17 protein-coding genes and 2 pseudogenes are annotated in these 20,573 nt (G+C 63.0%); 8 read left to right on the top strand and 11 right to left on the bottom strand.

Annotation, left to right across the window (positions count from 1 at the left end):
* Window positions 1-21: 21 nt before the first annotated feature.
* The 3 genes and pseudogenes from M5G11_RS25260 to M5G11_RS25270 form a co-directional block, all read right to left on the bottom strand.
* Window positions 22-2,286 (bottom strand): annotated as a pseudogene (locus tag M5G11_RS25260) (TonB-dependent receptor); the annotation flags it as partial.
* 256 nt (window positions 2,287-2,542) lie between these two features.
* On the bottom strand, window positions 2,543-3,427 hold the full coding sequence (locus M5G11_RS25265; protein WP_273913723.1) for a FecR family protein: 885 nt from the start codon (window positions 3,425-3,427) through the stop codon (window positions 2,543-2,545).
* Between the two features lie 7 nt (window positions 3,428-3,434).
* Window positions 3,435-3,938, bottom strand: a pseudogene (locus M5G11_RS25270) (RNA polymerase sigma factor); the annotation flags it as partial.
* A 131-nt stretch (window positions 3,939-4,069) separates the two neighbouring features.
* Here M5G11_RS25270 and M5G11_RS25275 point away from each other — a divergent pair.
* Window positions 4,070-4,558, top strand: coding sequence for an LEA/WHy family protein (locus M5G11_RS25275; RefSeq protein WP_273913724.1), 489 nt, complete (start codon window positions 4,070-4,072; stop codon window positions 4,556-4,558).
* A gap of 7 nt (window positions 4,559-4,565) precedes the next feature.
* Here the strand turns inward: M5G11_RS25275 and M5G11_RS25280 are convergent, their stop codons facing one another.
* Window positions 4,566-4,820 (bottom strand): hypothetical protein, encoded by a 255-nt coding sequence (locus tag M5G11_RS25280; RefSeq protein ID WP_273913725.1) that lies wholly within the window; start codon window positions 4,818-4,820, stop codon window positions 4,566-4,568.
* Window positions 4,821-4,952: 132 nt separating this feature from the next.
* On the opposite strand from M5G11_RS25280, the gene M5G11_RS25285 reads away from it, so the two are divergent.
* On the top strand, window positions 4,953-5,273 hold the full coding sequence (locus tag M5G11_RS25285) for an ElaB/YgaM/YqjD family protein (RefSeq protein WP_273913726.1): 321 nt from the start codon (window positions 4,953-4,955) through the stop codon (window positions 5,271-5,273).
* A gap of 84 nt (window positions 5,274-5,357) precedes the next feature.
* Here the strand turns inward: M5G11_RS25285 and M5G11_RS25290 are convergent, their stop codons facing one another.
* Both M5G11_RS25290 and M5G11_RS25295 read right to left on the bottom strand, forming a co-directional pair.
* Entirely contained in the window at window positions 5,358-5,987 is a 630-nt protein-coding gene (locus M5G11_RS25290; RefSeq protein ID WP_273913727.1) for a response regulator transcription factor, read from the bottom strand.
* Complete coding sequence (locus tag M5G11_RS25295) at window positions 5,987-7,399, bottom strand: sensor histidine kinase (RefSeq protein WP_273913733.1); 1,413 nt, start codon at window positions 7,397-7,399, stop codon at window positions 5,987-5,989. Before M5G11_RS25295 ends, M5G11_RS25290 begins: the two co-directional genes overlap by 1 nt.
* Before the next feature lie 214 nt (window positions 7,400-7,613).
* On the opposite strand from M5G11_RS25295, the gene M5G11_RS25300 reads away from it, so the two are divergent.
* From M5G11_RS25300 to M5G11_RS25310, 3 genes are all read left to right on the top strand, one after another.
* On the top strand, window positions 7,614-9,236 hold the full coding sequence (locus M5G11_RS25300) for an acyl-CoA synthetase (protein WP_273913728.1): 1,623 nt from the start codon (window positions 7,614-7,616) through the stop codon (window positions 9,234-9,236).
* A gap of 28 nt (window positions 9,237-9,264) precedes the next feature.
* The gene (locus M5G11_RS25305; RefSeq protein ID WP_273913729.1) at window positions 9,265-11,034 is read left to right on the top strand and encodes an acyl-CoA dehydrogenase C-terminal domain-containing protein; all 1,770 of its coding nucleotides are present in this window, start codon (window positions 9,265-9,267) and stop codon (window positions 11,032-11,034) included.
* Window positions 11,035-11,202: 168 nt separating this feature from the next.
* A complete protein-coding gene (locus tag M5G11_RS25310; RefSeq protein ID WP_273913730.1) occupies window positions 11,203-12,216 on the top strand; it encodes a FecR family protein in 1,014 nt (337 codons plus the stop codon).
* Between the two features lie 30 nt (window positions 12,217-12,246).
* Here the strand turns inward: M5G11_RS25310 and M5G11_RS25315 are convergent, their stop codons facing one another.
* Window positions 12,247-13,566 (bottom strand): Na+/H+ antiporter family protein, encoded by a 1,320-nt coding sequence (locus tag M5G11_RS25315; RefSeq protein WP_273913731.1) that lies wholly within the window; start codon window positions 13,564-13,566, stop codon window positions 12,247-12,249.
* A gap of 268 nt (window positions 13,567-13,834) precedes the next feature.
* On the opposite strand from M5G11_RS25315, the gene M5G11_RS25320 reads away from it, so the two are divergent.
* Complete coding sequence (locus M5G11_RS25320) at window positions 13,835-15,982, top strand: methyl-accepting chemotaxis protein (protein WP_273913732.1); 2,148 nt, start codon at window positions 13,835-13,837, stop codon at window positions 15,980-15,982.
* A 168-nt stretch (window positions 15,983-16,150) separates the two neighbouring features.
* Here the strand turns inward: M5G11_RS25320 and M5G11_RS25325 are convergent, their stop codons facing one another.
* The 4 genes from M5G11_RS25325 to M5G11_RS25340 are packed head-to-tail and all read right to left on the bottom strand — an operon-like array spanning window position 16,151 to window position 18,760.
* The gene (locus M5G11_RS25325) at window positions 16,151-17,473 is read right to left on the bottom strand and encodes a sensor histidine kinase (RefSeq protein WP_273913667.1); all 1,323 of its coding nucleotides are present in this window, start codon (window positions 17,471-17,473) and stop codon (window positions 16,151-16,153) included.
* On the bottom strand, window positions 17,470-18,138 hold the full coding sequence (locus M5G11_RS25330) for a response regulator transcription factor (protein ID WP_273913666.1): 669 nt from the start codon (window positions 18,136-18,138) through the stop codon (window positions 17,470-17,472). Before M5G11_RS25330 ends, M5G11_RS25325 begins: the two co-directional genes overlap by 4 nt.
* Window positions 18,138-18,452: a PepSY domain-containing protein gene (locus M5G11_RS25335; RefSeq protein ID WP_273913665.1), complete on the bottom strand. Its 315-nt coding sequence runs from the start codon at window positions 18,450-18,452 to the stop codon at window positions 18,138-18,140. Before M5G11_RS25335 ends, M5G11_RS25330 begins: the two co-directional genes overlap by 1 nt.
* A complete protein-coding gene (locus M5G11_RS25340; protein WP_273913664.1) occupies window positions 18,452-18,760 on the bottom strand; it encodes a PepSY domain-containing protein in 309 nt (102 codons plus the stop codon). The genes M5G11_RS25335 and M5G11_RS25340 overlap by 1 nt, the downstream gene beginning before the upstream one ends.
* 155 nt (window positions 18,761-18,915) lie before the next feature.
* On the opposite strand from M5G11_RS25340, the gene M5G11_RS25345 reads away from it, so the two are divergent.
* Complete coding sequence (locus M5G11_RS25345) at window positions 18,916-19,998, top strand: patatin-like phospholipase family protein (protein WP_273925401.1); 1,083 nt, start codon at window positions 18,916-18,918, stop codon at window positions 19,996-19,998.
* 50 nt (window positions 19,999-20,048) lie between these two features.
* Window positions 20,049-20,405 carry a 6-carboxytetrahydropterin synthase QueD gene (queD, locus tag M5G11_RS25350; RefSeq protein WP_116552785.1) on the top strand — a complete coding sequence of 119 codons (357 nt, stop codon included), beginning with the start codon at window positions 20,049-20,051 and terminating at the stop codon, window positions 20,403-20,405.
* Window positions 20,406-20,573: the final 168 nt, after the last annotated feature.

Consider the following 20,573-nt stretch of genomic DNA (forward strand, 5'->3'; position numbering starts at 1 on the left):
ACACGATTATCCGAATAGCCTGTATTCCTTGTCCAGCAGGTTCTGGATACCGGCACTGAAAGTGCCGAAATCGGTGTCCTGGCTGCCCAGCAGGTCGAAGGTGGTGTAGCCGGAGATCTTCGCGCCCGCGTCATCCTTGAGGGTGAACGCATGGTTGCCTTGCAGGCGTGCGCTGCGCCCATCGCCCTTCCAGCCGACGAAGGCCGTGGACTTGGACAGCGATGCCGATTTGGCGTCGAACTTCTTCCAGTCGCCTTCATCGTTCTTCTGCTCGGAGCGCACCAGGTGCAAGGTGCTGCCCGCTTCCCAGCCGCTTTCGAAGTGACGGGTCAGGGCACCTTCAAAGCCATAGTCGCGGCGCTTCTTCTCGACGAGGTTGATGGTCAGGGTGGGCAGGTCGACGGCGATGTCCTTGTCCATCCAGCTGTAGTACAGCGCGGCCTGGGCATCCCAGTCCAGATCGGCATAGCGCCAGCCGGTCTCGACCTGACGGGTCTTGATGCCCGACAGCGGGTTGTCATCCACGCTCAGGCCGGGCTTGCCATAGAACTTGGCCGGGTCAGGCAGATCGAAGCCTTCGCTGTAGTTGGTCCAGAGCTGATGGCCGTTCTTGAAGTCGTAGATCGCGCCCAGGTTGAACAGGTTGACCTGGTAGTCGTTGGTGCCGCCGGGCACGCCCTTGAAGTCGCCGACATCCACGTCCATCTGCTGGCGACGCGCGCCGCCGGAGAAGGTCAGGTTGTCGGTGGCTTTCCAGTCCAGCTGGGCGTAGGCGGAAATGCCGTCGACACGGTAGCTGGGGTAGCGTGGCGCCTTGCTCGCCGTGTCCAGGTCCAGGCCGCCGCTGCTCGAAGAGGTGCGGGCATCGAAGGTGGTCTGCTCGGCGTTGAATCGCTCGCGGTCCAGGTCCACGCCGTAGGTCAGCTTGAGTGTGTCCCACTGCTTGGCGAACAGCGCCTTCAGGCTGCTGACTTCGAAGTTCTGCTGCGAGGCGGCAAAGTACACGCCCTTGGAACCGACCGGCTTGGCGGTGTTGTAGTAGGGAAACGGGTAGAAGTTGTCGTCTTCCTTGCGGTACGACGCCTGCAGGTAGAAGTCCTGGCCGAACACGTCGCTGTGGTGGTAGTTGGCGTTGAGCAGCAGGCGTTTGGTGCGCGGTTCCAGGTCGGTGGAATAACCGCCACGCAGCTCGGCGTTCTCCAGGTCGGAGGGGGCGTTGTGCTTCAGGTTGGGAAAGTAGATGCCGGTGCTGCCATGGTTGCCCGAATCGTAGTATTGGGCCAGCAGGTCGAGGCTTTGCTCGTCGTTGAACTTCAGGCCCAGGCTGCCGAGGATGTCGATGGTGCGGTTGTACTGCAGGTCAGTCTGGGTGTTGTCGATGAAGATCTGGTCGCCTTTACCGTCGTAGAAGGCTTCGTTCTGCTCGCCGGAAATACCCAGGCGCGCGGTGATCTGCTCGTTGCCGCCACTGACCGACTGGGAGATGCGGGTCGACAGGTCGTCACTGTTGTTGAAGCCGCTGGTGGCGCCGATCTGGGTTTCGAAACGGGCCGGGCCGCTTTCACCCTTCTTGGTGACGATGTTGATGATGCCGCCGGTGGCGCCGCCACCGTAGATGGCGCTGGCGCCGGAGAGCACTTCGACCCGCTCGACGTTGAACGGCGAGATGCTGTCGAACTGGCGCGAGAGGCCGCGCGAGCTGTTCTGGCTGACGCCGTCGATCATCACCAGCACGCTGCGCCCACGCATGTTCTGGCCGTAGTTGGTACGTCCTTCCGGGGCCAGGTCCAGGCCGGGTACCAGTTTGCCGATGGCTTCCTTGAGGCTGACGCCGCTGGCGATCTGCTCTTTAAGCTGCTGCTGGTCGACGACCCATACGGTGCCGGGGATTTCGCTGATGGCCGTGCTGGTACGCGAGGCCACGCTGACTTCGATGGGCTTGAGGTTGACGCTCTGCGCCTGCGGCTCGCCTCTTCGCAAAATCACCGTGCGCGCCTCACTGAACTGCCAGCTCATGCCAGTGCCGGCCAGCAACTGTTGCAGGGCCTGCTCGATGCTGTAGGCACCCTGCAAGCGGGCGCTGTGCAGCCCGGCGACGTCCTGGCTGGTGAACAGCAGGTGCAGGCCGGCCTGGTCGGCAAAGCTGGTCAGCGCCTGATCGAGGTTCTGCGCCGGCAGGTCGAGGGTCACCTGGCGGCTTTGCACGGCGCTGCTCTGTACGGTGTCATCAGCGGCCTGGGCCCAAAGCGGGCCAAGCAGGGTGGCGACCGCCGTCGAGGCCAGCAGGGCGTGCTTGAAAAAAGCGGTGGGACGAGCGGTTGGCTTGAACGGACCCTTCACGGTTTTCTTCCAGACAGAGTGGTGTAAATGAGAATGAGTTTCTGATCAGTCTCACTACGACGATCTGGCGAAGAAGAACTTGCAGTGGGTTTTTGAAAATATTTTCGTGGCCGCTGCGGACAGGCTGCGCTCGCCTGCAACGCGGGCGTCGCTTTGGGAGCCCTCGCGGGCTCCAGCGCAGCCTCACAGCAGCGGCTACATCCTAGTGCAACACCGCCAACCAGGGCAGGTAGGTCACCTTCAGCGCATAGCGTTGCTCAAGCGTGCGCAGCAGGCTTTGCGGGTCATTCAGGTCGAACACCCCGCTGACCTGCAAGGCACCGAGCGGCCCATCGGAAATCACGATGCGCCCGTGCTGGTAGCGCTCAAGTTCAGCGATCACTTCGCGCAGCGGCTTGCCATTGAAGATCAGCTTGCCACGCTGCCAAGCCGTGAGTGCCTGGGCGTTCGGGTTGGTGCGCAGCACATGATCGCCGACCCGGGCCTCCCCCTGGCTGACCACCACGCTATTGCTGGCGCCGATCTGCCGCACGCTGAACACCGCCCCGCTGCCCTGCACCTGCTCACCCGCGCTGTCGACCACGAATGGCCGCGCATCGTCGGCCGGCTCGAACAGCGCTTCCCCAGCCTTGAGCGATACCCGACGCTGCTCGCCGCTGTAGTTCACCGAAACGGCACTGGCGCTGTTCAAGGTGACCCGCGAGCCATCGGCCAGGGTGATGGTCTGCCGCTGGCCGGTGGCCGTGTGGTAATCGGCGAACAGCGCCGGCGCCTGCTGCCAGCCGCCATACCCCACCAGCGCCAGCACCAGGGACGCCGCCAGTGCCGCGCCCCAGCGTTTTGCACGCTTGGGTTGGACTGTCGGCGCCAGCGTCGCAGCCGTCTGGGTCTGCCCCAGGTCGCCCCACAAGGCTTCGGCTTCCCTGGCCGCCGCCGCATGGGCAGGGCTCAGTTGGCACCAGCGTTGGTAACGCATGCGCTCAGGCGCGCCAGCAGTGCCCGAATGCAGCACTACCTGCCAGTCGAGGGCATCGTCGGACAGATCATCAAGGGTTGGCGAAGTCGGCATGGCAATGGCGTCAGTCATGGTTGTGCTTGAGCCAGTCTCGGCAATGGCGCAGGGCCTGGCCGATGTATTTTGCCACCATGCTCTCGGAAACGCCCAGCTGTTGTGCAATCTGCGCCTGGGTCAGGCCCTCGACGCGGTTGAGCAGCAAGGCCTGGCGTGCATTGGGCGAGAGCTGCATCAAGGCTTCGTCGAGGATTTCCAGGCGTTCACTGGCGAGCAAGGCCGCCTCCGGCGCCGGCGATGGGCAGGCCACTTCGGCCGCCAAATCGCTGTCCTCCTGATTGGCCGACAAGCGATTCTCGCGGCGCATGGTGTCGATCGCCAGGTTGCCCGCCACGCGGAAGATGTAGCTGCGCGCGTGCAGCACCGAGACATCCTGGGCGTCGATCTTGACCAGCTTGAGATAGGTTTCCTGCGCCACGTCGGCCGCGCGCTGCCGGTCGCTCATGCGCCGGGTCAGAAACTGCAGCAGTTCGTCGTAGTGTTCCTGGAAGCTTGCCAGCAGCCCGGACATGGGGGACATCAGCATGGGTAATCGCAGGGCCGGTGGGAGGAAGTATCGAGCGTTAATGAGAAACAGTATCGTTCATAACCCCTCGGACTTTCAACGTCGCCGTGCATTTGCCACACTCAGGGTTCATTTCCCCACGAGCCGTGCCCATGATCTCTATCGTTCGCCGCACGCTGCGCCACTGCCTGACCCTGGCCCTGGTCCTGAGCCTCGGCGCTTGCGCGCTGTTTCAAGGTCGCGACCCGGTGAACATCAGCGTGATCGGTATCGACCCCCTGCCCGGCCAGGACCTGGAAATGCGCATGGCGATCAAATTGCGGGTGCAGAACCCCAATGAGACGCCCATCGAATTCAATGGCGTCGCGTTGAACCTTGAGGTGAATGGCCAGCCACTGGCCGCAGGCGTCAGCGACCAACGCGGCAGCATTGGTCGTTTTGCTGAGGAGGTGCTGGTGGTGCCGGTGAGCATCACCGCGTTTTCGATGCTGCGTCAGGCGGTTGGCCTGAGCCGCGTGCAGAACCTCGACGGCATGCCTTATGTGCTGCGCGGCAAGCTGGCCAGCGGCGCGTTCGGCACCATGCGCTTTACCGACGAGGGCCGCCTGGATTTGCCCAAGCCGGCCGGCGGTACCTGGTAACGCGGGCTTACTTGGCGGCAGCCATCAGCTTGTTGACTTCACTGCGCACCATGTTGGCGTATTCGGGCGGCGACATGCTGTCGAGCTCGGCGCGGACCCACTCGGCCCACTTGCCTTTGCGCCGGGGTTTCTCGCTGATCAGCCGGGCGGCGTCGCCCTTGGCCTTGCCCAGGTTGCTTTGCCAGAGTTCGAACAGTCGCGACTTTTCGTCCTCGATCTGCGCCCGCTCGGCGAAACTCTTGTTGGCCAGATTGAAACTCATGAGGGGATTCCTGCCGCTTGAAAATGGACGCTATCTTACACTGTAGCCGCGACCGGCCGTTAAACCGCTGCAACTTTCCGCACGTGGCGGCATCCATTGAACAATGTCCATCACCCTTATGAGGAAGACTCCATGGCCAGGAAAACCACCGTTCATGCTGAGGCCGAACAGATCAAGGACCAGGCATTCAGCGAGTTGCAGGCGCTGATCGAGGAATCGGAAAAGCTGCTCAACGACAGCGCCGCCCTGGTCGGCGAAGAAGCCGAGACCTTGCGTGCGCAGGTCGGCTTGAAACTCAAGCAAGCGCGCAATGCCGTCAGCGGCGTGCGCGAAAAAGCCCAGCCGGTGGTGGAGGCGACCCAGGACTATATCGGCGGGCACCCATGGCAGACCGTGGCGATTTCGGCGGGGTTCGGGCTGGTGGTGGGGTTGTTGCTCGGGCGTCGGTCATGAGTTGAGGCTTATCGCCGGCAAAGCCGGCTCCCACAGTAATCGCGGACCCTGTGGGAGCCGGCCTTGCCGGCGATAGGGCCCCGACTAACCACGCATCTGCAACGCCTGCACCACCCCACAGGCAATCGCCATTCCCACCAGCGCCGGCAAATGCTCGGCCTGCATGCGTTTCATCACCCGCCCCCGGTACAGGTCCACCGTCTTCACGCTGACCTCCAACTGCTCGGCAATCTCCCGGTTGCTGAAGCCCTGCACCAGCGGCACGAACACATCCCGCTCACGTGGCGTCAGGCTGTCGATCCGCGCCTGCACTGCGCCCCGCTCATGGCTGTCGACCTGCACCTGCGAAGCGCGCCCCAACGCGGCCTGCACGCTGTCGAGCAACAGCTGATCGTTGTACGGCTTCTCGATGAAATCACTCGCCCCGGCCTTGAACGCACGCACCACGATCGGCACATCCGCATGCCCGCTGACAAAAATCACCGGCAGGTCGATGCCCCGCGTACGCAATGCCTCCTGCACACTCAACCCACCCATGCCGGGCATGCGCACATCGAGCAGCACACACGCTGGCAGGCTGGCATCGCAGGCCTCGAGAAACGCCTGGCCGCTGGTAAACGGCAACGCCTGCAACCCGACTGACTCAAGCAGCCACACCGTGGAGTCCAGCATGCCCTGGTCGTCATCCACCACATAGACCTTCGGTTCCTGCATCACCCGCCCCTTGTTAAAACACTGGTCACCGGCGCCAGCCGACAACTCAAGACCAATCCACCCGCCTCGCCCTGGCTGGCGTCCAACGTGCCTCCAAAGCCTTCGACAATACTGCGGCTCATGCTCAGGCCCAGGCCGAGCCCTTCCGGTTTGCTGGTAGTGAACGGGGTAAAGATGCTGTCGATGCGCTCGGCGTCGACCCCCGGCCCCTGGTCGATCACGCGGATCTGCAACCAGCCTTGCACCAACGCCCCCTCCAACACCACCCGCGACGCGCGTCCCGGATGCTGCTCGCTGTTGGCCTCGATGGCGTTGCGCAGCAGGTTGAGCAGCACTTGCTCAAGCAGCACCCGGTCGGCGTACACCGGCGGCAAAGAGTCGGCGATATGTGCCTCGATGGTCACTTGCGCCTGGGCGGCTTCCCAGGCACATAAACGCCCGGCTTCACGCGCCACTTCGGCAATCGACAAGGCTTGCAGGCGGCGCGGTTCCTTGCGCAGGAACGCACGCAAACGCTTGATGACTTGCGCGGCATGGGTCGCCTGTTCGCTGATGCGCTGCAAGCCCTGGGCAACCTTGCCGGCTGCTTGCGGATCAAGCGCCAGCGCAGCCAGATAACGCTGGCTGGCACTGGCATAGTTGACCACCGCGGCCAACGGCTGGTTGATTTCATGGGCAATGCCCGAGGCCAGCTCACCCAGGGTGATCAGCCGCGCGGTATGCGCCAGTTCATCCTGATGCCGGCGCTGCTGGCTGATGTCGCGCGATACGCTGACGATCTCCACCACCGCCCCGGTGTAGGTTTCGCGGATCGCCCGGCTGGCAATTTCGAACCACAGGTCGCGGCCATCGCGGTGGCGCACCCGGCAGGTCATGGTCTGGTAACCGTCCTGCTCCAGGTCCAATGATGCCTGTTGCAGGTACTGCTCGCGGTCCTGCGGGTGGAACAGCGACTGCACCGGCACCCCGCGCAGCTCTTCCGGCCAGTAGCCCAGCAGCCGGTAGGAAGCAGGCGATGCGTCGAGAAAACACCCATCGGGGGTATGCCGGGAAATCAGGTCGGTGGTGTTCTCGGTGATCAACCGGTACAGCCGCCGCGCCTGGATGCCATCGCGCTCGGCCTGGCGTTCACCCGTGGCATCGCGACATCGTGCAAGCACCTGCCCGGCATCCATCGGAATGAACAGCCACATCAGGATGCGCTCGCCCACTTGCGCTTCCACCTCGCCAATGGCGCGTTGCTGGCGCAGGCAGGCGCTGACCAGCGCTGCATGATTGGCCGGGAGCAGGCCCTGCACGGCTGGCCTGGGCCAACCCGGCAACAGGGCTTCCAGCGCCGGGTTGGCCGCCAGGACCGTGGCCGCGGCATCCAGCAGCACGGTCGGTTGCGGGTCCTTGTCGAGCAAGGCCATCGGGGGTACGTTCAAGGCAGGGCTCCAGCGGCAATATAGTATTTCTACCATATTGCTATAGTCGATCTTCCAAGTAGTATGGCGATTCGCGTAAAAATAGCGAGCAGGAGTGGCCAACGATGCCACTCCCGAAACCTGATCAGAGCTAACAATCAGCCATCGGAGGTTTCAGCAGGCCCAGGCGGCCGGCTGCCTCCTGCACAGGACGACACCCATGTCGATTTTCTCCCAGGGCCTGGCGCCCGCCCCGGTCAACCACGTTGCCCTTACGCCCCTGAGCTTCATCGAGCGCACCGCTGCGGTCTACGGCCAGTACCCGGCCGTGATCCACGGCTCGATCCGGCGCAACTGGCAGGAAACCTACCAGCGCAGTTGCCGCTTGGCCAGCGCACTGGCCGGGCGCGGTATTGGCCAAGGTGACACGGTGGCGGTGATGTTGCCGAATATCCCGGCAATGCTGGAGGCGCACTTCGGCGTACCGATGATCGGCGCCGTGCTCAATGCCCTCAACGTGCGCCTGGACGCCGAAGCCATTGCCTTCATGCTCGAGCATGGCGAGGCCAAGGTGCTGATCACCGACCGCGAGTTCCACGCGGTGATCGCCGGCGCCCTGGCGCTGATGGCCAACCCGCCACTGGTGGTCGACGTGGACGACCCGGAATACGGCGAAGGCCAGGCGGTGAGTGCCCTGGACTACGAAGCCTTCCTTGCCGAAGGCGATCCGGAATTTACCTGGCAGTGGCCTGAAGACGAGTGGCAGGCGATCTCGCTGAACTACACCTCGGGCACCACCGGCAACCCCAAGGGCGTGGTCTACCACCATCGCGGCGCCTACCTCAACGCCCTGGGCAACCAGATGACCTGGGCGATGGGCAACCACCCGGTGTACCTCTGGACGTTGCCGATGTTCCACTGCAATGGCTGGTGCTACCCCTGGACCGTCACTGCGCTGGCCGGCACCCACGTGTTCCTGCGCCGGGTCGATCCGCAGAAGATCCTCACCCTGATCCGCGAACACCAGGTCAGCCACATGTGCGGCGCGCCCATCGTGCTCAACGCGCTGATCAACATGCCGGATTCAGCCAAGGCGGCCATCGACCACCCGGTCAATGCCATGGTCGCTGGCGCCGCGCCCCCGGCAAAGGTCATCGGTGCGGTGGAGGAAATGGGCATCAAGGTCACCCACGTCTATGGCCTGACCGAAGTCTACGGCCCGGTGACCGTGTGCGCCTGGCACGCCGAGTGGGACGCACAGCCGCTGGCCGAGCGAGCGCGGATCAAGTCACGCCAGGGCGTGCGCTACCCGACGCTGGAAGGCCTGATGGTTGCCGACCCGCAGACCCTCGAACCGGTCCCGCGTGACGGCAACACCCTGGGCGAGATCTTCATGCGCGGCAACACGGTGATGAAGGGTTACCTGAAAAACCCCGAGGCCACCCGCGAAGCCTTCCGTGGCGGCTGGTTCCACACCGGCGACCTGGCGGTGTGCCACGCCGACGGTTATGTCGAGATCAAGGACCGCCTCAAGGACATCATCATTTCCGGCGGCGAGAACATCTCCACCATCGAAGTCGAGGATGCGCTATACCGTCATCCGGCGGTGTTCGAAGCGGCAGTCGTCGCTCGCTCTGATGAAAAATGGGGCGAGACGCCCTGCGCCTACGTCACCCTCAAGGCCGGTTTTGAAGACACCCAGGCGGAGGACATCATCGCCTTCTGCCGCGAGCACCTGGCAGGCTTCAAGGTGCCCAAGACCATCGTGTTCAGTGAACTGCCAAAGACCTCCACCGGCAAGATCCAGAAGTACCTGCTGCGTGACTGGGCCAAGGCGCTCTGAACCCACCCTTTTCGAGTCGAGAACCACGATGCCAGAATTCAATGCCCCGCTGCGCGACATGCGCTTCGTGCTTCACCAGGTGTTCCAGGGCCCGGCCCTGTGGGCGCGCCTGCCCGCCCTGGCGGGCACCGTCGACGCCGATACCGCCGATGCCATCCTCGAAGAGGCGGCGAAAATCACCGGCCAGTTGCTCGCCCCGCTCAATCGCAGTGGCGATGAACAAGGGGTGACTTTCGCTGCCGGCGAAGTGCGCACGCCAGACGGTTTCAAGCAGGCCTGGCAGACCTTCCGCGAAGGCGGCTGGGTCGGCCTGGCCGGCAACCCGGAGCATGGCGGGATGGGCATGCCGAAGATGCTCGCGGTGCAGTTCGAAGAGATGCTCTACGCCGCCAATTGCAGTTTCAGCCTGTATTCGGCGCTGAGTGCCGGCTGCTGCCTGGCCATCGATGCCCACGCCAGCGAAGCACTCAAGGCGATCTACCTGCCACAGCTGTACAGCGGCCAATGGGGCGGCACCATGTGCCTGACCGAACCGCACGCCGGCACTGACCTGGGCATCATCCGCAGCAAGGCCGAACCCTACGCCGACGGCAGTTACCGGGTCAGCGGGACGAAGATCTTCATCACTGGCGGTGAGCAGGACCTGACCGAGAACATCATCCACCTGGTGCTGGCCAAACTGCCTGATGCGCCGGCCGGGCCCAAGGGCATCTCGCTGTTCCTGGTGCCCAAGTACCTGGTCAACGCCGATGGCAGCCTGGGCGAGCGCAACGCGGCAAGCTGCGGCTCGCTCGAACACAAGATGGGCATCAAGGCCTCGGCCACCTGCGTGATGAACTTCGACGGCGCCACCGGCTACCTGGTCGGCGAGCCGAACAAGGGCCTGGCGGCCATGTTCACCATGATGAACTACGAGCGCCTGTCGATCGGCATCCAGGGTATCGGCTGCGCCGAGGCCTCCTACCAGAACGCCGCCCGCTATGCCCGCGACCGCCTGCAAAGCCGCGCGCCCACCGGTGCGCAGGCGCGGGAAAAACCGGCCGACCCAATCATCGTCCACCCGGATGTGCGACGCATGCTGCTGACCATGCGCGCCCTCACCGAAGGCGGCCGGGCCTTTGCCACCTACGTCGGCCTGCAGCTGGACACCGCCAAGTACGCCGAAGACCCGGATGAGCGCGATGCGGCGCAACGCCTGGTCGCCCTGCTCACCCCGGTGGCCAAGGCGTTCTTCACCGACACCGGCCTGGAAAGCTGTGTGCTCGGCCAGCAGGTGTTCGGCGGCCATGGCTATATCCGCGAGTGGGGCCAGGAGCAACTGGTGCGGGATGTGCGCATTGCGCAGATCTACGAAGGCACCAACGGTATCCAGGCGCTGGACCTGCTCGGGCGCAAGGTGGTGGCCGACGGTGGCCAGTCGCTGAAGCTGTTTGCCGCGCAAATCCGCAGCTTCTGCGCCAGCGAGCCGCCTTACGCTGACGCGGTACTGCACGCGCTTGGGCAACTGGAATCACTCAGCCAGTGGCTGGGCGAGCGTGCCAGCAGCGACGCCAACGCCATCGGCGCTGCCTCGGTCGAATACCTGCAACTGTTCGGCTACGTCGCCTATGCCTACATGTGGTCGCGCATGGCCGCCGTCGCCAAGGCCCAACGCAAACAGGAGCCGGACTTCCATGACGCCAAGCTGGGGACTGCCGCGTTCTACTTCGAGCGCCTGTTGCCGCGGATACTGTCGCTGGAAGCGAGCATCCGCGCAGGAAGCTCCAGCCTGTTCCAGCTATCCGCCGAGCAGTTCTGATCGCGACTAGCCGCCACAAAAACACTCATTAGGGTGTGTTTTGCTCAAAAAACCCGCATTTGCGGGTTTTTTCTGACAAAGAAATCTCACAACTGATAGTCATTCGCCATGATCTCGGTTCTCGACGACCACCCGGCAAGGTTAGAATGCACAAAACCGGGAGACTCAATGAACCACGCCAGCCTCAGCGCCGCCGAACTAGATGCCATCACCGATGCCGCCGCGCACTGGTGCATGCGCCTGCATGCTGAGGACTGCACGGCTGCCGAACGTACCGCGTTCGAACAGTGGCGCAGCGCCCACCCGTTGCATGCCGAGGAGTACCAGGCGATGCGCGAGATCTGGGCCACCGCCGATCATCTGCCGCGCCCCGAACTCGCCCCGGTCGTACCCTTCCCGGTCAAACCGGCGGCACGCTCCCGTGCACTGCGCCATTATGCTGCGGCTGCCGCGATCACCCTGCTGGCCTTGCCGGCGGGTGCCTGGATCGGCTGGGAAGAAGGCTGGCTGCCCAACAGCTACGAGCACTTCGAAAGCAGCACCGCCATGAGCCAGGTCACCCTCGGTGACGGCAGCCAGGTCGAGCTGAACCTGGGTACTGAACTGCGCTTCATGAACTTCAAGGACGAGCGCCGCGTCACCCTGGTCAAGGGCGAGGCGTTCTTCAAGGTGCAGCACGACAGCCAGCACCCATTCGTGGTGCGCGCCGGCAGCGGCCAGACCAAGGTCACCGGCACGCAGTTCAACGTCTGGAAGTATCAAGACCAGGTCAAGGTAACCCTGGTGGAAGGCTCGGTGCTGGTCACCAGCGATGCCAGCGACACCGGCAGTGGCTACCGCCTCGGCCCCGGCATGCAGGCGGTCTATCACAAGGGCGACTACGAGCCGATCCTGAGCCAGACCTACGCGCATGACACCAGCCTGGCCTGGCGCAACGGCAAGCTGATCCTCGACAACGTGACCCTCGACCAGGCCCTGCCGTTGATCAACCGCTACCTGGAGAAACCGCTGCGCCTGGCCGATGGCAGCACCGGGCATGTGCGCATCAGTGGTATCTACAACACCACCGAGGTCAAACGCCTGATCAGCAACCTGCCTAAGGTGCTGCCGGTGTACCTGACCCAGGACAAGCAAGGCAACACCGTCCTCAACCGTATCGCCCTACCCCCTGCCAAAGGCTGAGCCTTGCGCTCAGCCCTCGCCACGTCTTCTTTACAGCACCATCGCCGCCAACCAGCCGAACGCCAACAGCGGCAGGTTGTAGTGGATGAAGGTCGGCACCACGGTGTCCCAGATATGGTGATGCTGGCCATCGACGTTCAAGCCCGAGGTCGGGCCCAGGGTCGAATCGGACGCCGGTGACCCGGCATCGCCCAAGGCACCTGCCGTGCCCACGATGCACACCGTAGCCACCGGGTCGAAGCCCAGTTGCACGCACAGCGGCACGAAGATCGCGGCGAGGATCGGCACGGTGGAGAACGACGAGCCGATGCCCATGGTCACCAGCAGGCCGACCAGCAGCATCAGCAGCGCACCGACACCCTTGCTGTGATTGATCCAGGATGCCGAGGTCTCGACCAGGGTATTGACCTGCCCGGTGGCCTTCATCACTTCGGCAAAGCCGGAGGCGGCGATCATGATGAAGCCGATCATGGCCATCATCTTCATGCCTTCGGTGAACAGGCCATCGGTTTCCTTCCAGCGCACGATGCCCGACAGCGAGAAGATCAGGAAGCCGGCCATGGCCCCGATGATCATCGAATCCAGCCACAGCTGGATAACGAACGCCGAGGCAATCGCGAAACCGGCAATCAGCAGGGTCATCGGGTTGTAGCGCACGCTAACCTGCTCGACCTCCTCGATCTTGCGCAGGTCGTACACGCGTTTCTTGCGGTAGCTGAAGAACACCGCCATCAACAGGCCGAAGAGCATCCCGGCAGCAGGAATGGCCATGGCATGGGTCACGTTCACCGCGCTGACATCAACACCACTGCGGCTGACGTTGGCCAGCAGGATCTCGTTGAGGAAGATATTGCCGAAGCCCACCGGCAGGAACATGTACGGCGTGATCAGGCCGAAGGTCATCACGCAGGCGATCAACCGGCGATCGAGCTGCAGGCGCGTCAGCACATACAGCAGTGGCGGCACCAGCAACGGAATGAACGCGATATGGATCGGCAGGATGTTCTGCGAGCAGATCGCGACCACCAGCAACAGGCCGATCAGCAGCCATTTGATCTTGCCGCCCTCGGCATGCCCCTGCCGATCGAACATCGCCAGGGCGCGGTCCGCCAGCGCATGGGCCAGGCCCGACTTGGCAATGGCGACGGCAAAGGCGCCCAGCAAGGCGTAGGACAGCGCCACCGTGGCGCCACCGCCCAACCCGCCATTGAAGGCCTTGAGCGTAGCCTCGATACCCAGGCCACCGACCAGTCCGCCGACCAATGCACCGACGATCAAGGCAATCACCACATGCACGCGGGACAGACTCAAGATCAGCATGATGCCGACCGCGGCAATTACTGCATTCATTCCTGTGACCTCTAGAAACCAGACAAAAAGCGAGTGCTTCGGCGACAGACTGCCCATGCAGCGGCCGAGCGCGGAGGTATTGTTTTTGGAGGGCGAACACTCTGAAGCAGCCCTGCCTACTTGTCAAAGTACAGACCCGGGCCCAACGGCCGGGGTCGCTTGAATGAACGAAAACGGCGCATCTAAATTGAACGTTTGAATAAAGAAAAATGAAAATCAGCCGTTACAGTCGGCAGCCTCCAACTTTCTGGTTCAAAGGACTTCGCCGATGTCGTTCAGACAACTTTCCATCCAATGGAAAATCACCCTGCTGGCCGGACTTTGCCTCGCCGGCATCGTCACCCTGCTGGTCAGCCTCTCGCTCTACCGCATGGAGCACAACTCGGACCTGGTCAAGGCCAGCAGCATGGAAATGCTGACCGAAGCGGCCCAGGCGCGGATCGAATCGCAAGGTGAAGTCCAGGCCCTGAACATCCGTCGCCAGTTCATGGATGCCTACCAGTACGGTGCCGGCTTCGCCCGCCAGGTGCTGTTCCTGCGCGAGCAGGCGGAAAAGCGCTTCCTCGACGCCTTTGACCTGCGCGAAGACATGACCCGCCAGGTTCGCGCGGCGTTGCAGGCCAACCCGGACCTTCTCGGCCTGTCGCTGGTATTCGAGCCCAACGCGCTGGACAACAAGGACAGCCTGTTCGCCAACCAGAGCGAACTGGGCAGCAACGAAAGCGGACGTTTCGCCTTGTACTGGTCGCAGCCGACGCCTGGCAAGCTGACCTCCATGGCCCTGCCTGAGCGCGACCTGGCCGACACCAGCATCGGCCCCAGCGGCGAGCCGGCGAACACCTGGTCGGTGTGCCCGCGGACCACCCGCAAGACCTGCGTGATCGAACCCTACTTCTATGAGATCGACGGCCAGAAGGTGCTGATGACCAGCATCGTGTTCCCGTTGATGGCGGCCGACAAAGTGATTGCCACCCTGTCGATCGACATCAACCTGAACAGCCTGCAGCAGATCAGCCAGCAAGCCAGCCGCAACCTCTATAACGGCCAGACGCACGTCGGGATTCTCAGCCCGGTCGGCCTGCTGGCCGGCTATAGCCCGGACGCCGGCAAGCTGGCGCAGCGCTTCGAGCAGGTCGACAGCGCCAACGGCGCCGAGCTGGTCCGCCTGCTGGCCGACAGCACGCCGATGCACAGCATCCATCACGAAGGTCGCCTGAAGGTGCTGGCCTCCTTCTCGCCGATCCCTGGCAGCAAATCCTGGGGGGTGCTGCTGGATGTGCCGGAAAGCGCCCTGATCGGCCGCGCGGAAGCGCTGAAAAAGGAACTGGACGAACGCAACACCGCCGGCACCCTGATCGAGCTGGGGCTGGGCTTGCTGGCGGCCGTCGTCGGCTTGCTGCTGATCTGGGTCATGGCGCGTACCGTCACCCGGCCGATTCTCGGTGTGGCCGAAATGCTCAAGGACATCGCCAGCGGCGAAGGCGACCTGACCCGTCGCCTGACCTATGACAAGCAGGATGAGCTGGGTGAGCTGGCCGGTTGGTTCAACCGCTTCCTGGACAAATTGCAGCCGATCATTGCCGAGGTCAAACGCTCGGTCCAGGCGGCGCGCAATACCGCGGATCAATCCTCCTCGATTGCCAGCCAGACCAGCGCAGGCATGGAGCAGCAGTACCGCCAGGTAGACCAGGTAGCGACCGCGTCGCACGAAATGAGCGCCACCGCCCAGGACGTCGCGCGCAGTGCGGCACAGGCCGCCCAGGCTGCCCGTGAAGCCGACCAGGCCACTCGCCAGGGCTTGCAGGTGATTGACCGCACCACCGCCAGCATCGACACCCTGGCAGCCGACATGAGCACCGCCATGACCCAGGTCGAAGGGTTGGCGGACAACAGCGAGAAGATCGGTTCGGTACTGGAGGTGATCCGCTCGATCGCCGAACAGACCAACCTGCTAGCGCTGAACGCGGCCATTGAAGCGGCCCGTGCCGGTGAAGCCGGGCGCGGCTTTGCGGTGGTCGCCGACGAGGTGCGCAACCTCGCACGTCGCACCCAGGAGTCGGTCGAAGAAACCCGCCAGGTGATCGAGCAGTTGCAAGCGGGTACCCGTGAAGTGGTGGGTGCGATGGACAGCAGCCATCGTCAGGCACAGGGCAGCGTCGAGCAGGTTGGCCAGGCGGTGACCGCCCTGCGTCAGATTGGCGATGCGGTTACCGTGATCAATGACATGAACCTGCAAATCGCCAGCGCAGCTGAAGAGCAGAGTGCGGTGGCTGAAGAGATCAACAGCAACGTGGCGACCATTCGTGATGTAACCGAGTCGCTGTCAGAGCGGGCCAATGAATCGGCGCGGGTCAGCCAGTCGCTAAACAGCCTGGCGAACCAGCAGCAGGGCCTGATGGATCAGTTCAGGGTCTGACTTGGCGACCTCATCGCGGAGTAGCCGCTGCCGTGAGGCTGCGCTCGCCTGCATGGCAGGCGCCGCCTTTGGGAGCCCTCACGGGCTCCAGCGCAGCCTGTCGGCAGCGGCTACAAAAAATTGCTCCCACAGGTTCGACTGCGGGAGCGGGCTTGTCCCGCGATGCCTTTAAACGCTACCACGCCGCTGCAGCTCGATACTCACCCGCAACCCACCCAACGGGCTTTCCAGCAACACCATCTTGCCGCCCCAGGCATCGACGATATCGCGCACGATGCCCAGCCCAAGCCCATGGCCATCCACCTGCTCATCCAGCCGCGCACCGCGCTCAAGCACTTCGTCGCGTGCCGCCTGGGGAATCCCCGGCCCATCATCGTCAACCAGCAGGCGATACCCCGCCGGGCTCTCATCGATGCTCAGGCGCACTTCGCTATCGGCCCATTTGCAGGCGTTGTCCAGCAGGTTGCCGAGCAGCTCCAGCAAATCCTCGCGATCCCAGGGCAACGATAGACCGCCAGGCGCCTCATAGCCGAGGTTCAGCACATCGCCATGAATCATGCCCAGCGTCGACATCAGCCCGGGCAACTCGGCATCGCAATCAAAATGCGCGCCTGGCAAGGCATCCCCGGCCAAACGCGCGCGGTTGAGTTCGCGACTCAAGCGCTGCTGAATCTGCTGCAACTGCTCGCGCAACTGCTCACGGATCTGCGGCTGGTCGCGCAAGCGCTCACTCGACGCCAGGCTCAGCAACACGGCAAGCGGTGTCTTCAGGGCATGCCCCAGATTGCCCAGGGCATTACGTGAGCGGCGCAGGCTGTCCTCGGTGTGGGTCAGCAGGTGGTTGATTTGCGCCACCAAGGGTTCCAGCTCCAGCGGCACCTCGGTGTCTAGCTGAGAACGCTTGCCTTGCTGCAACTGCGCAATCTGCTCGCGGGTCCGCTCAAGCGGGCGCAAGGCGCGCTTGACGGTAATCCGCTGGGATACCAGCACCAATAGCAAGGCGAGCGCACCGATACCCAGCCCGATCTGCTGGATGCGTCGGAACCCGTCCCGTACCGGGGTGTAATCCTGGGCAACACTGATGGAAATCGCCTGGCCCAGGCGCTTGTAGTCCGCGCGCAACATCAGCAGTTGCTGGCCTTCGGGCCCCAACTGCAAGCCCGCATGCAGACCCGGCGTCTGCGGGCGCGGCATCTCCATATCCCAGAGGGACCGCGAGCGCCAATGCCCACCGTCGAAATCGACACGGAAGTAATAGCCGGAGAAAGGTCGCTGATACGCTGCGGAAATGCGTCGCTCGTCCAGCTCGATGCCAGTCTGGCCGCGCACCAGGGCCACCAGCAGGTTCTCGCTTTCCTTGCGCAGCCCCGCCTCCAGGTAGCGCTGCAAACCCACCTCGAACAGCCACAAACTGAGCTGCGCCAGAACCAGTCCGACCACGACCAGTACGCCAACCAGCCCAAGGCTCAAACGAGCCTGGATCGACTTCACTCGACAACCCCGCCAAATCGATAGCCTTGGCCGCGATGGGTTTCAATCACGCTGCGCCCCAGCTTGCGGCGCAAGTGATTGACATGCACTTCCAGCACGTTGGAGTCGCGTTCGGTTTCGCCGTTGTACAGGTGCTCGGCCAGGTGGCTTTTCGAGAGGATCTGTTGCGGGTGCAACATGAAATAGCGCAGCAAGCGGAACTCGGCCGCCGTCAGTTGCACATCCTGCCCGTCGCGACTCACGCACTGGCGACCTTCATCCAGGTGCAGCCCGGCCGCCTCCAGCGTCGGCTGGTTGGCCAGCCCACGCGCACGGCGCAGTAATGACTGGATGCGCAGTTGCAACTCTTCCGGGTGAAACGGCTTGCTCAGGTAATCGTCGGCGCCGGCCTTCAACCCTTCGATACGCTCAGCCCAGGAGCCGCGCGCAGTGAGGATCAGTACCGGCGTTGCCAACCCGGCAGCACGCCACTGCGCAAGCACCTCCAACCCCGGCAAGCCAGGCAGGCCGAGGTCGAGCACAATCAGGTCATAGGGCTCGCTGCTGCCCTGATAGGCCGCATCACGGCCATCGGCCAACCAATCGACCGCATAGCCCTGACGTTGCAATCCCTGGATCAATTCGTCGGCCAGCGGAACATTGTCCTCGACCACTAGCAGGCGCATCAGTCGTCTTCCTCGTCTTTGAGCAGGGTGCCATTGGTGGCATCGAGCTTGATCTCACGCACCACGCCCTCGGGCGTCAACAGTTCAACTTCGTATTCATAGCGATCGTGCTTTTCTTCCAGCTCCGCTTCCAGCAACGTCGCCCCGGGATAGCGCCCCAGGGCGGATTGCAGCAGTTGCTCAAGGGGCAGGATGACGCCCTGCTGACGCAGGTGCAGGGCTTCGTCCTGGTCCAGATCGCGTGCCAATGCCAGCGAGCAGAAAGCCAGCAGTGCAAGACAAACGGCTTGCACTGCGCGTGAAGAGTCAATCATTACTTGTCTTGAGCGTCCTTGAGGATCTCGCCGGTCTTGGCGTCCATGTCCACATCCCACTCTACGTTTTGCGCATCACGCAACTCGACTTTGTAGACGTAGCGGCCATACACATCTTCCAGCTCCGAGTCCTTGATGGTCGCACCCGGGTGCTTGGCCAGCGCCTTGGCCTTGAGCTCGTCGAGGGACTGAATGGTCTTCGACTGAACCAGCTTGACGACTTCATCAGGCTGAACGTCTTTGGCCAGGGCAACGTTGGCGCTCAGGGCAAGGGCGGTAGCAGCGAACAGGGCAGTCAAGGTTTTCATCGTGTCTCTCCATTGGGATCAATTTTGCTTACGGATTCAGAATACCGAAGCGAACTTAATTGAAGCTGAAAACAACTGGCGACATGATAGCGCAGCCCTCCCCCACAACCGTGCACGCTTCTCTATAATCGTTGATCCACGACAACGAGGCCCTTATGAGCGCAATCCAGATCAAGTACCCGCCCCTGACCCTCAAAGCAGGCAAGCGTGCCTTGAGCCAATTGCGCGAACGCGGCCTGCACGCGGCAGACGTCGGCGTGCTGCCTGGCGCGGCGGGTGGACCAAAAGCCCTGGGCATTCAAGGGCTGGATCTGGCGCTGTTTGGCGATTGGCTGCCCAAGGCGCCTCGCGAACGCTCGCTGATCGGCGCATCGATTGGTTCCTGGCGCTTTGCCAGTGCCTGCCTGCCGAATCCGGCCGAGGCCATTCGCCGACTGGGGCAGCTCTATACCGAGCAGGACTTTGCCAAAGGGGTGACCCAGGCAGAAGTCAGCCAGAGCTGCCAGCGGATGCTCAATGACCTGCTTGAAGGCCAGGATGCGCGCATTCTCGACAATCCCGACTACCGGCTCAATGTGGTGGTGGTCAAAAGCCACGGCCTGTTGGCCGATGACAATCGTGCGCGACTGGGCATGGGCTTGTCCTCGGTGATTGCCAACAACCTGCTCGGCCGTTCACGGCTGGCGCGGCACTTCGAACGGGTCATCCTCCACGATGCGCGCCTTGCACCGCCGCTTCAGCCGCTGACGGACTTCCCTTCCCGCCTGCTGCACCTTGACGTCGCGAATCTGCGCCATGCCCTGCTTGCATCCGGGTCCATCCCGATGGTGATGGAAGGCGTGCGAGATATCCCTGGTGTAGGGGTGGGCACGTATCGGGATGGCGGGCTGCTCGACTATCACCTGGACCTACCGTATAGCGGCGACGATATCGTGCTGTATCCGCACTTTACCGACAAGGTGGTACCCGGCTGGTTCGACAAGGCCCTGCCCTGGCGCCGAGGCAATGCCGACTACCTGCAAAACGTCGTGTTGCTGGCCCCTTCCACGCAGTACCTGGCCAGCCTGCCCTACGGCAAGCTGCCGGACCGCAGTGATTTCAAGCGCTTCATGGGTGATGCTGGGGCACGTCAACGCTACTGGCACAAGGCAATGAGCGAAAGTGAGCGGCTGGGGGATGCCTTCCTTGAGCTGGTTGAAACCGGCAAGCTTCATGAGCATCTGCAACCGCTTGCCTAGGCTTGCTGGTAAACTGCACGCCAGCATTGGTTTACAGAGTTCTAGATACCGTGGAAATCTTCAAAGAGTTTACCTTCGAATCGGCCCACCGCTTGCCGAACGTCCCTGCCGGGCATAAATGCGGGCGTCTGCATGGCCATTCCTTCAAGGTAGCCCTGCACCTGAAAGGCCCACTGGACCCGCATACCGGCTGGATCCGCGATTTCTCCGAGATCAAGGCGATCTTCAAGCCGCTCTATGAGCAACTGGACCACAACTACCTCAATGACATCCCTGGCCTGGAAAACCCGACCAGCGAAGTGATTGCCAAGTGGATCTGGGATCAGGTCAAGCCGCTGCTGCCAGAGCTGTGCAAGGTGCGTATTCATGAGACCTGCACCAGTGGCTGTGAGTATTACGGCGACTGATGTGCTTGCGGTTCAAAAGCCACCCTATAGCGGGTGGTTTTTTTTGGCCCGCATTTACGAGGCTGGCTTGGCACGGTGGTAGGACTTATCGCGGGGCAAGCCCGCTGCCACAGGGGGGAGGATATGACGTGTGGATGTTTTCGCGCACAAAGACAAAACCCCAACTGC

It is taken from the genome of Pseudomonas fontis (genome assembly GCF_028656955.1).
Classification (GTDB): Bacteria; Pseudomonadota; Gammaproteobacteria; order Pseudomonadales; family Pseudomonadaceae; genus Aquipseudomonas; species Aquipseudomonas fontis.

Excerpts from the sequence above, each read along its gene's own strand:
- M5G11_RS25295 (WP_273913733.1), bottom strand. The coding sequence starts at position 7,399 with ATGGCCTTGCTCGACAAGGACCCGCAACCGACCGTGCTGCTGGATGCC.
- M5G11_RS25345 (WP_273925401.1), top strand. The coding sequence starts at position 18,916 with ATGAGCGCAATCCAGATCAAGTACCCGCCCCTGACCCTCAAAGCAGGC.
- M5G11_RS25315 (WP_273913731.1), bottom strand. The coding sequence starts at position 13,566 with ATGAATGCAGTAATTGCCGCGGTCGGCATCATGCTGATCTTGAGTCTG.
- M5G11_RS25285 (WP_273913726.1), top strand. The coding sequence starts at position 4,953 with ATGGCCAGGAAAACCACCGTTCATGCTGAGGCCGAACAGATCAAGGAC.
- M5G11_RS25335 (WP_273913665.1), bottom strand. The coding sequence starts at position 18,452 with ATGATTGACTCTTCACGCGCAGTGCAAGCCGTTTGTCTTGCACTGCTG.
- M5G11_RS25275 (WP_273913724.1), top strand. The coding sequence starts at position 4,070 with ATGATCTCTATCGTTCGCCGCACGCTGCGCCACTGCCTGACCCTGGCC.
- M5G11_RS25330 (WP_273913666.1), bottom strand. The coding sequence starts at position 18,138 with ATGCGCCTGCTAGTGGTCGAGGACAATGTTCCGCTGGCCGACGAATTG.
- M5G11_RS25290 (WP_273913727.1), bottom strand. The coding sequence starts at position 5,987 with ATGCAGGAACCGAAGGTCTATGTGGTGGATGACGACCAGGGCATGCTG.
- M5G11_RS25280 (WP_273913725.1), bottom strand. The coding sequence starts at position 4,820 with ATGAGTTTCAATCTGGCCAACAAGAGTTTCGCCGAGCGGGCGCAGATC.
- M5G11_RS25310 (WP_273913730.1), top strand. The coding sequence starts at position 11,203 with ATGAACCACGCCAGCCTCAGCGCCGCCGAACTAGATGCCATCACCGAT.
- M5G11_RS25320 (WP_273913732.1), top strand. The coding sequence starts at position 13,835 with ATGTCGTTCAGACAACTTTCCATCCAATGGAAAATCACCCTGCTGGCC.
- M5G11_RS25305 (WP_273913729.1), top strand. The coding sequence starts at position 9,265 with ATGCCAGAATTCAATGCCCCGCTGCGCGACATGCGCTTCGTGCTTCAC.
- M5G11_RS25300 (WP_273913728.1), top strand. The coding sequence starts at position 7,614 with ATGTCGATTTTCTCCCAGGGCCTGGCGCCCGCCCCGGTCAACCACGTT.
- M5G11_RS25265 (WP_273913723.1), bottom strand. The coding sequence starts at position 3,427 with ATGACTGACGCCATTGCCATGCCGACTTCGCCAACCCTTGATGATCTG.
- M5G11_RS25340 (WP_273913664.1), bottom strand. The coding sequence starts at position 18,760 with ATGAAAACCTTGACTGCCCTGTTCGCTGCTACCGCCCTTGCCCTGAGC.